At 71.5% G+C, this 9,043-nt stretch carries 8 protein-coding genes; 6 read left to right on the forward strand and 2 right to left on the reverse strand.

Annotated elements, in window-relative coordinates; translation table 11 throughout:
* Positions 1 to 180 precede the first annotated feature (180 nt).
* Positions 181 to 1,170: a GGDEF domain-containing protein gene (locus ACO07H_RS23540; protein ID WP_422018583.1), complete on the forward strand. Its 990-nt coding sequence runs from the start codon at positions 181 to 183 to the stop codon at positions 1,168 to 1,170.
* Between the two features lie 39 nt (positions 1,171 to 1,209).
* Here the strand turns inward: ACO07H_RS23540 and ACO07H_RS23545 are convergent, their stop codons facing one another.
* Together ACO07H_RS23545 and ACO07H_RS23550 are read right to left on the reverse strand one after the other, a co-directional pair.
* Positions 1,210 to 2,028, reverse strand: a complete 819-nt coding sequence (locus ACO07H_RS23545) for an HDOD domain-containing protein (protein WP_422018584.1) — start codon at positions 2,026 to 2,028, stop codon at positions 1,210 to 1,212.
* Positions 2,029 to 2,063: 35 nt separating this feature from the next.
* Positions 2,064 to 2,825 carry a sulfite exporter TauE/SafE family protein gene (locus ACO07H_RS23550; RefSeq protein WP_422018585.1) on the reverse strand — a complete coding sequence of 254 codons (762 nt, stop codon included), beginning with the start codon at positions 2,823 to 2,825 and terminating at the stop codon, positions 2,064 to 2,066.
* 335 nt (positions 2,826 to 3,160) lie between these two features.
* Here ACO07H_RS23550 and ACO07H_RS23555 point away from each other — a divergent pair, with 335 nt between their 5' ends.
* The 5 genes from ACO07H_RS23555 to ACO07H_RS23575 all read left to right on the forward strand — a co-directional run bounded on the left by ACO07H_RS23555 (position 3,161) and on the right by ACO07H_RS23575 (position 8,935).
* A complete protein-coding gene (locus ACO07H_RS23555; protein ID WP_422018586.1) occupies positions 3,161 to 4,546 on the forward strand; it encodes a TIGR03790 family protein in 1,386 nt (461 codons plus the stop codon).
* Positions 4,547 to 4,652: 106 nt separating this feature from the next.
* Positions 4,653 to 5,075, forward strand: coding sequence for a type II secretion system major pseudopilin GspG (gspG, locus tag ACO07H_RS23560; protein ID WP_422018587.1), 423 nt, complete (start codon positions 4,653 to 4,655; stop codon positions 5,073 to 5,075).
* A complete protein-coding gene (locus ACO07H_RS23565) occupies positions 5,075 to 6,271 on the forward strand; it encodes a type II secretion system F family protein (protein WP_422018588.1) in 1,197 nt (398 codons plus the stop codon). The genes gspG and ACO07H_RS23565 overlap by 1 nt, the downstream gene beginning before the upstream one ends.
* Positions 6,268 to 7,779 carry a GspE/PulE family protein gene (locus ACO07H_RS23570; RefSeq protein WP_422018589.1) on the forward strand — a complete coding sequence of 504 codons (1,512 nt, stop codon included), beginning with the start codon at positions 6,268 to 6,270 and terminating at the stop codon, positions 7,777 to 7,779. Before ACO07H_RS23565 ends, ACO07H_RS23570 begins: the two co-directional genes overlap by 4 nt.
* Positions 7,772 to 8,935, forward strand: coding sequence for a hypothetical protein (locus tag ACO07H_RS23575; protein WP_422018590.1), 1,164 nt, complete (start codon positions 7,772 to 7,774; stop codon positions 8,933 to 8,935). Before ACO07H_RS23570 ends, ACO07H_RS23575 begins: the two co-directional genes overlap by 8 nt.
* Positions 8,936 to 9,043 lie beyond the last annotated feature (108 nt).

Consider the following 9,043-nt stretch of genomic DNA (forward strand, 5'->3'; position numbering starts at 1 on the left):
GAAAACCCTGGGCATGCCCTCGGCCTGCGGTCCGCCGTGAGGTCTGCACCGGACGGGTTCGCATGTGAATAGTTCCACGGCGTCCCGGGAGGGCCTCGAAACCCTGACAAACCCCGAGGCAACCCCCGTGCACAGAGGCCGGTGCGACCGTGACAATTTGTCTCGACTGCCGCGCCGCCCATGAGCACCGACTCCACCGCCCCCCAGGACCTCTCCGGCCCGCGCCGGACCGGGTCGCTGCGGCTGCGCCTGGCGCTGTGGGTCCCGCTGCTGACGGCCACCGTCGTGGCCCTCTTCGAATGGAGCCTGGGCGGCTTCGAGTCGGTCGGCCAGGGCCTGGCGCGCACGGCCTGGCTGGTGCTGCTGATCAGCGCCGCCCAGTTGCTGCTGGTCGAGGCCGTGCTGCTGCGTCCGTTGCGCCAGCTCGCCTTGGGCTGCGAGGCGATGGAGTCGGCACCGGTGCCGCTGGCGGCGGACGCCGCCGCGCTGGCCCCGAAGTTCGCGGCCGAGCTGGACCGCATCGGCCACGCGATGCGCCGCGCCTGCGGTTCGCTGTGGCAGCAGGACCAGGACACGCGCGAGCTCAAGCGCGAGCTGGCCCGGCAGCGCCAACTGGTGCAGGAGGCGCAGGCCGTGCTGGAAGCCAGCCAGCGCGAACTGGCCAGCCTGGTGCGCAGCGACGCGCTGACCGGCCTGGCCAACCAGCGCGCCTTCGACGAGGCGTTGCGCCGCGAATTCAAGCGCGCCCAGCGCCAGCGCGGCCTGCTCGCGCTCGCCGTGCTGGACCTGGACCAGTTCAAGCAGTTCAACCTCACCCATGGCACGGCGCTCGGCGATGTGGCCTTGCAGCGCGTGGCGGCGCTGCTCAGCGAGCGTTTCAAGCGCGACACCGACGTCGTCGCGCGCCTGGGCGGCGAGGAGTTCGTCGCGCTGCTGCCGGGCTTCGGCATGGCCGAGGCGCAAGGTGTGCTGGAGATGCTGCGAGATGACCTGCGCGCGCTGCGCCTGCCCGATGGCGCCTGCGAAGCGCCGCTGACCATCAGCGTGGGCCTCGCAGCGGTCAGCCCGGCGCACCCTTACCTGACCGCCCAGGCGCTGATGCAGGCGGCCGACGAGGCGCTCTACATCGCCAAGCACGCCGGCAGGGATCGATTGAGCCTGGCGGCTTGATGCGGCCTCGCGCTGCCCCGCAGCGCCGTGCGTCCAGCGTCAGCGGCCGTGCTCCTGGGCGGCCACCAGCTGCTCGTTGACGCGGCGTGCGGCGCGCAGCACCAGTGTGTCGTCGAGCTGCGCCTGCGGTGCGATCTGCGTGGCGACGGCGTCGAGCTGGTCGGGGTGGTTCAGCAGCGCCCAGGCCACCGCCGAGATGGCGGCAACGCTGCGGCGCGCCAGGCTCTCGGGCATCGTCAGCGTTGACTGGATGTCGACATGGTGGCGCACGCTGGCCACGGCGGCCGGCGCCAGCCCCCAGCTCTCGCACAGCGCGGCGCCCAGCGCGTCATGGCTGACGCCGAAGGCCGTGCGCTCCAGCTCCACCAGTTCTGAATCGCGGCTGGTGGCGCGCAGCATGGCCGGGTAATGCGTCGGCGCATGTCGGTACAGCACGGCCTTGCCGCATTCCTCGAAAAGCCCGGCGGAGTGGGCGGCCCAGGGGTCCACGCCCAGCATCTGGCCCATGCGGCCCATCAGCAGGCCGCGCTGCGAGGCGCGCGTCCACACCGATTCCAGCTCGGCCGCGGCCGGGAAGGCGGCGCGCAGGCCCATCTCGAAGGTGATGGCCGCCACTTCGCGCATGCCCAGGTAGGTCAGCGCCTGGTGCACGGTCTGCACGCGGCCGCGCAGCCCGTACAGCGACGAGTTGACGGCCTTCATGACGGCCGCAGCCAGCGCCATGTCGGTCTCGACCAGCGAGGACATGGCCTGCAGGTCGATGTCCTCGGCCGCCATCAGCAGCGACAGCTTGACCAGGACCTCGGGCTGGGTCGGAATCTCGATGTCCAGATTGCGCAGTTGAGGATCGACAGGCATGGTGGGTGGACCGGTAGGGGGAACGTGATCGTAGATCAGCGGAAGAAGGCGTCCCAGGCTGTTTTGAGGATGAGTGCCCCGACGACGACGATGAAGACGCCGCGCACGAAGCCGGCCCCGTGCTTGAGCGCCAGCCGGGTGCCGAGCAGGCTGCCGGCGACGTTGGTCACCGCCATGATGGCGGCGACGTGCCACCAGATGTGGCCCTTGCTGACGAACAGCGCGATGGCGGCCGCGTTCGTCAGCAGGTTCATCAGCTTGGCCGTGGCCGACGCATGCAGGAAGTCGTAGCCCAGCAGCCGCACGAACAGGAACACGAAGAAGCTGCCGGTGCCCGGGCCGAAGAAGCCGTCGTAGAAGCCGACGGCCAGCGCGATGCCGCCGGCCACCGCCGCTTCCGCCCGGCCGGTGAAGCGCGGCGCGTGGTCGCGCCCGAGCTCCTTCTTGGCCAAGGTGTAGATGAAGACCGCCAGCAGCACCAGCGGCAGCGCCTTGCGCAGGCCGTCGGGGCTGGCGAGGGTCAGCGTCCAGGCGCCGATGAAGCTGCCCACGCCAGCCAGCACCGCCGCAGGCATGAGGCGCCGCCAGGGCAGGTTCACGCGCTTGACGAACTGCAGCGTGGCCCAGCCGGTGCCCCAGACGGACGCCCCCTTGTTCGTGCCCAGCAGCGTGGCCGGCGCGGCCGTGGGGAATGTGCTGAACAGCGCCGGCACGAGCACGAGGCCGCCGCCACCCGCCACCGCATCAATGAAACCTGCAAGCAGGGAAGCGGCGGCGACGGTCAGCAGTTCGAGCATGTCTTGGGTTCTATCAGAGCGCGCGAAGCGACTGCCGCGCTCCTGGCGGGGACGCTTTCTGTCCAGCACAAAGAAAACGGCCACCAAGGGGTGCCTTGGTGGCCGGTCTGATTGTCTTCGGGGTTACGAAGCAATCCTGTCGCTTGTCTTGTCTCCTCACAACCCGCCTAGCGGCCCTGGACCGAGGCCCGGAACCGCATCGAGTGACAGGAATGTAATGCCCTGCGACGGTGCGGTCACTGGGGCAATCCCGGGTTCACCGGGCACGAAAGGTGCGCTTATGCCCCATCGCTGTGCATGCCACATGGGGTCGAGCCCTGGGAGAATCGTGGCCCATGCGCTGCACCACTCGCCTGTCGTTGCTGTCTTTGCCGTTGTCACTGGCCCTGGCGCTGGGTGCCTGTGGCGGCGGTGGGGGCGGCAGCAGCAGCGCCGCGAGCGATGGGGGCGGCGTCAACGCGTCGCTGCTGCTGACGCTGCCAGCCAGCGGCCTGGCCCCGGCGGACCTGGCTGTCATCGTGGCCGAGGGCGACGCGGTCAGCGAGGGTGCCGGCGCGGCCTACCTCGCCGCGCGAGGCGTGCCGGCGGCCAACCTGATCCGCGTCAAGGTCAACACCGCCAGCGATGCGATCTCGGCGGCCGACTTCGCGACCCTCAAGGCCGAAATCGACGCGCGGCTGCCGGCGGGCGTGCAGGCCACGCTGCTGGCCTGGGCAGCGCCCAGCCGCGTCACGGGCGCCTGCAGCATGGGCATCACGAGCGCGATGGCACTGGGCTTCGACACGCGCTACTGCAACCCGCAGCCCGTCGCCAACGCCTGCGCCAACACCGCCGCGTCGCCGCTGTACGACAGCGAGTCGCGCCGGCCGCAGGCCGATCTGCAGGTGCGCCCGTCCATGTTGCTGGGCACGCGCACGCTGGCGGCTGCGCAGGCGCTGATCAACCGGGGCGTGGCCGCCGACGCCACCCTGCCCGCCGGTGACGGCTGGCTGGTGCGCACGACCGACAGCGACCGCAGCACCCGCTGGCCGGATTTCGCCGCGTTGCCAGCGGCCTGGGGCAGCGTGCTGAAGCTGAACTATGTCGACAACAGCAGCGGCGCGGCCGGTGCCGATTCGCTATCGGCCCGGAGCGGCGTGCTGTTCTACCTGACGGGGCTGGCGAGCGTCGCCAACCTGCCGACGATGCAGTTCCGCCCCGGTGCGCTGGCCGACACACTGACGTCTTCCGGCGGTCTGCTGCCGCTGGCCAACGGCCAGATGCCCATCACCGCCTGGCTGGACGCTGGCGTCACGGCCACTTATGGCGCGGTGGAGGAGCCTTGCAACTTCCAGCAGAAGTTCTCGCGCGCCTCCGTGCTGATCGACCAGTACTGGCGCGGCGCGACGGCCATCGAGGCCTACTGGAAGGCCGTGCAGTGGCCGGGGCAGGGCCTGTTCGTCGGCGAGCCGCTGGCCCAGCCGTTCCGCGACAGCCCGAGCCTGGCCATCGTCGCCGGCGAATACCAGATCAAGACGCGCAGCCTGCGGCCGGGGAGCCGCTATCAGCTCCAGTACCTGCAAGGCACGACCTGGACGACGCTGGCCAGCTTCACCGGCGCGCGCGGCCAAGTGCTGGACGGCCGCTCGCCGCTGCCGCCGGCCGCGGCCACGCGCATCCGCTGGCAAGGCCCTTGTCCGGACAATGCCGCCAACGCGTGCACGTTGGCGCAATCGCCGTGACCGGGGCGCCGCGCCCGGCCCCCTGAGAATGCAGGTCGGTCAAATCCCGATTGCCGGGCGCCGCCCGGCGATGAACAGTCGCCCTCCTGCTGTACCCTGCTTCGCCATGTCCCGTCATTCCTCTGCCCGCCCCCGCGGCTTCACGCTGCTTGAACTGCTCGTCGTCATGGTCATCATCGGCCTGCTGGCGGGGTATGTGGGGCCGAAGTTCTTCGGGCAGATCGGCAAGAGCGAGGTCAAGGCGGCCCGGGCCCAGATCGATGCGCTGACCAAGGCGCTGGACCAGTACCGCCTGGATGTGGGTCGCTACCCCAGCACCGAGCAGGGCCTGGCGGTGCTGGTGACGCGGCCGGCGGACGAGCCCAAGTGGAGCGGCCCCTACCTGTCCAAGGCGCTGCCCAAGGACCCCTGGGGCAACGACTACCAGTACCGTTCCCCGGGCGAGCACGGCGAGTACGACTTGCTGAGCTTCGGCAAGGACGGCCGCCCCGGCGGCGAGGGTGAGGACGCCGACCTCACCTCCTGGTGATGCCTGCTTTCCAAACCCGCGTCTTGCGCGCGGGCGCTGTCGTCACCGAGCGCGTGGAGGCGCCCGACCGCGCCGCCGTGGCGGCCGTGCTGGGCGTGGCGCCGCAGCATGTGCTGGAGGTGCGCGAACTCGCCATGGCGGGCGGGCCCGCCCGGCCGTGGCGGCGCAACACCCGCTTCCCGCTGCAGCTCTTCAGCCAGGAGCTGGCCGTGCTGCTGGACGCCGGCATCGCGCTGCTGGAGGCGCTGAACACGCTGCGCGAGAAGGAAGGCCAGCCCGGCGTGCGCGCCGCGCTGGATGCCGTCATCGGCCAGATCGAGCAGGGCCAGCCGCTGTCCGTCGCGCTGCGCCAGCAGCCGCAGGCCTTCGACGAGCTGATCTGCGCCATCGTCGCGGCCAATGAGAAGACCGGCCAGCTCTCCACCGCGCTGTCGCAACACGCGCGCTACCTGGCCTGGGTGGATGCGCTGCGTTCGCGCCTGGTGTCGGCCATGGTCTATCCGCTGATGCTGCTGGGCGTGGGCGGCTGCGTCATCCTGTTCCTGCTGCTGTACGTGCTGCCGCGCTTTGCCGGCATCCTGGAGGCCACCAGCGCCGACCTGCCCTGGGCGTCGCGTGTGCTGATCGAGTTCGGCCAGACGGCCGGCGCGCATCCGGGCTGGGTCATCGGCGGCATCGCCGCCGTGGGCTTCGCGATCTTCTCGCTGCTGCGCCAGCCGGCGGTGCGCCAGCGCGCGCAGGCGGCGCTGTGGACGCTGCCCGGCCTGGGCCCGCGGCTGCGCGTGCTGGCGCTGGCGCGGCTGTACCGCTCGCTGGCGATGCTGCTGGCGTCGGGCGTGCCGGCGCTTCCGGCGCTGCGCATCGTCGTCGACGTGGTGGCGGCGCCTTGGCGCAGTGCGGTGCAGGCCGCGGCCGCGCAGATCGAGCGTGGCGAGCGCCTGTCGGCGGCCTTTGATTCACAAGACCTGGCCACACCGGTGGCGCGCCGCATGCTGCGCGTGGGTGAGCGCAGCGGCGAGGTGGCAAGCATGCTGGAGCGCGCGGCGGCCTTCCACGACGAAGAAGCCGCGCGGCTGACCGACCTGCTGTCGCGCCTCGTCAACCCGGCGCTGATGCTCATCATGGGCGTGCTGATCGGCGGGATCATCGTGCTGATGTACTTGCCGATCTTCCAGCTCGTGGAGCAGGTCCAATGAGCGCCACGTTGGCTGATTGGCTGCCGGCCGAGCCGGGCCCCTGGCACCTCGATTTCGAGCAGTGGCCGCAGGCGCAGGCGCAACGCTGGCGTGCAGTGCTGGCCAGCGGCGCCGGTGGCAGGCAGGTGCTGCTGGCCGAGCGCGATGAGGACGCGATGCTGCTGCAGAGCGTCGAGTCGCGGCTGAATGCGCCGGTGGGCTGGCAGCGCGTGTCGGCCGAGGCGATCACGCATTTCCTGGGCGCTGGCGAGGCGGACTTCCGTGCGCTGTCCGACGTGGAGGATGCGCTGGCCGCGGTGGAGGACCACACCGAGGAGCTGTCGGCGCTGGCGCTGTCCGAGCAAGCCAGCCCCGTCGTGCGGCTGCTCAACGCGACGCTGTACGACGCGCTGCAGGACACCGCGTCCGACATCCACATCGAGTGCACGGCCCGCGGCGCGGTGATACGCTTCCGCGTCGACGGCGTCATGGCCGTCGTGCGCCAGGTGGAGGGGCCGCAGGTGGCCGAGCAACTGGTGTCGCGCCTGAAGGTGATGGCCGAGCTGGACATCGGCGAACGCCGCCTGCCGCAGGATGGCCGCTTCAAGCTGCGCGTGCAGGGCCGCGAGATCGACTTCCGCCTGTCCATCATGCCCAGCGTGTTCGGCGAGGACGCGGTCATCCGCATCCTGGACCGCGCGGCCATCGCCCGTGCCGGTTCCTTGACGCTGGACTCGCTGGGTTTCGGCGACGACGAACGCGCCGCCATCCGCCACCAGGCGCGCCAGCCGCACGGCATGCTGCTGGTCACCGGCCCGACCGGCTCCGGCAAGACGACGACGCTGTATGCGACGCTGGCCGAGATCCACACCGGCGCCGACAAGATCATCACCATCGAGGACCCGGTCGAGTACCAGCTCTCGGGCGTCGTGCAGATCCCCGTCAACGAGAAGAAGGGCCTGACCTTCTCGCGCGGCCTGCGCTCCATCCTGCGCCACGACCCGGACCGCGTCATGGTCGGCGAGATCCGTGACGCCGAGACCGCGCAGATCGCCGTGCAGGCGGCGCTGACCGGCCACCTGGTCTTCAGCACGGTGCACGCGAACAACGCGTTCGACGTCATCGGCCGCTTCATGCACATGGGGCTGGACCTCTACAACGTCGTGTCGGCGCTGAACGCGGTGCTCGCGCAACGCCTGGTGCGCCTCACCTGCAAGCACTGCGCGCAGCCGTTCGTGCCGGACGCCGCCACGCTGGCCCGACATGGGGTCATCAATGGCAACTTCATGAAGGGCGAGGGCTGTGGCCATTGCCGCGGCACCGGCTACAAGGGCCGCCGCGCGGTGGCCGAGCTGCTCAAGCTCGACGACGGCCTGCGCGACCTGATCGCGGCGCGGGCGCCGATGTCGGAGATCAAGGCCGCGGCCAAGGCGCGCGGCATGAAGTCGCTGCGCGAGATGGCCCTGGCGGCGGTGTGCCGCGGCGACACCACCTTCGAGGAGCTGGAACGTGTCACCCTCGATGAGTGATCCGCTGCTGCAGCGCCTGCGCCGCCGGCTGAGCGCGCGGCTGGCCAAGCCGCGGCGCTTGTTCGTCACGGCCGCAGGCGGCGAATTCGAGGCCTGGTGCCGCGACCAGCCGGGCACGGCCGTGGAGCTGATCGTCAGCGCCCGGGCCTGGCACGAGCTGGTCTGTGAGCCTGGCCTGCCGCTGCCCGACCTGGACGCGGTGCAGGCCTACGCCGAGCAGCAGTTCGCCCATTACTTCGGCAGCGCCGCGCAGCGGTTCGCGATGGCGCCGTGGCAATTGGGCGTCGGCGCGGGGATGTCGGCCGGCGCGTCCGCGCTGCACGGGCTGGACCTGGCCGCGCTGCGCGCGCAGGCCGAGGCGTCGCAGGTGCGCCTGCATGCCGTGCGCCCGGCCTGGGCCGCCTGGCTGGGGTCGCTGCCGGCGGCGACGCGCGCCGGCTCGGGCCGTGCCGTCTGGCATGAAGAAGGGGTGGCCGTCCTCATCCAGCTGGACCGGGGCCGCGTCACCGGCTTGCAGTCGCGGCGCGTGACTTCGCTGGCCGACCTCGGGGCGGACGCCCCGCTGGCCGTCGGCACGCCCGACACGGATTTCGCGCCCCAGCCCGGCCCGGCCACGCCGCAGCCCGACGTGCTGCCGCGCTCGGGCCGTTCGCCGCTGGCCTGGCCGCTGGCGGCGACCGGCGCGCTGGTGCTGGCCACTGCGGCCTGGAGCGCGGCCGAAAGCCATCGCGCGCTGGAGGCGGCACGCGAAGCGCGCGACCGCGTCGTGGCGCTGCGGTCCAAGCCCTCTGCCAAGGTGGCGGCGCCGTCGGCCCGCCGCCAGGCCGCCGCCCAGCCCGCCGAGAACCGCGCCGCCACCGAGGCGCGTGCGCTGCTGGGCATGCCGTGGGAGCCGCTGCTGACCCGCGTCGAGACCGCCGGTGCCGAGGCCAAACCCATCGCCTGGCTGGGCATGGACGCCAGCGCCGGCCGCGGCGAGTTGCGCCTGGAGGGCCTGACGCCCGACAAGCTGCTGGCGCTGCAGCTGTCCGAGCAGCTCGGCACGACGCCGGGCTGGGGCCAGGTCGTGCTGTCGCGCTTCTCGAACGCCGAGACGGGGCTGGTCGGCCAGCGCTTCGAGATCAATGCGCGTGTGAAGACCGGAGGCGGCTCGTGAAGGCGCGCATCGACCGGCTGATGAAGGTGCTTGGCTGGCCTGGCCTGGCTGGCATCGCCGCGTTCGCCGTGGCCGTCATCGCCATCGTGATGAGCCAGCGCTGGGACG

This window comes from Roseateles sp. (genome assembly GCF_965229315.1).
Lineage (GTDB): Bacteria > Pseudomonadota > Gammaproteobacteria > Burkholderiales > Burkholderiaceae_C > Pelomonas.

Bases quoted from the DNA above. Each gene is read 5' to 3' on its own strand.
- ACO07H_RS23565 (WP_422018588.1), top strand. From the start codon at position 5,075: ATGCCTGCTTTCCAAACCCGCGTCTTGCGCGCGGGCGCTGTCGTCACC.
- gspG (WP_422018587.1), top strand. From the start codon at position 4,653: ATGTCCCGTCATTCCTCTGCCCGCCCCCGCGGCTTCACGCTGCTTGAA.
- ACO07H_RS23570 (WP_422018589.1), top strand. From the start codon at position 6,268: ATGAGCGCCACGTTGGCTGATTGGCTGCCGGCCGAGCCGGGCCCCTGG.
- ACO07H_RS23575 (WP_422018590.1), top strand. From the start codon at position 7,772: ATGAGTGATCCGCTGCTGCAGCGCCTGCGCCGCCGGCTGAGCGCGCGG.
- ACO07H_RS23540 (WP_422018583.1), top strand. From the start codon at position 181: ATGAGCACCGACTCCACCGCCCCCCAGGACCTCTCCGGCCCGCGCCGG.
- ACO07H_RS23545 (WP_422018584.1), bottom strand. From the start codon at position 2,028: ATGCCTGTCGATCCTCAACTGCGCAATCTGGACATCGAGATTCCGACC.
- ACO07H_RS23555 (WP_422018586.1), top strand. From the start codon at position 3,161: ATGCGCTGCACCACTCGCCTGTCGTTGCTGTCTTTGCCGTTGTCACTG.
- ACO07H_RS23550 (WP_422018585.1), bottom strand. From the start codon at position 2,825: ATGCTCGAACTGCTGACCGTCGCCGCCGCTTCCCTGCTTGCAGGTTTC.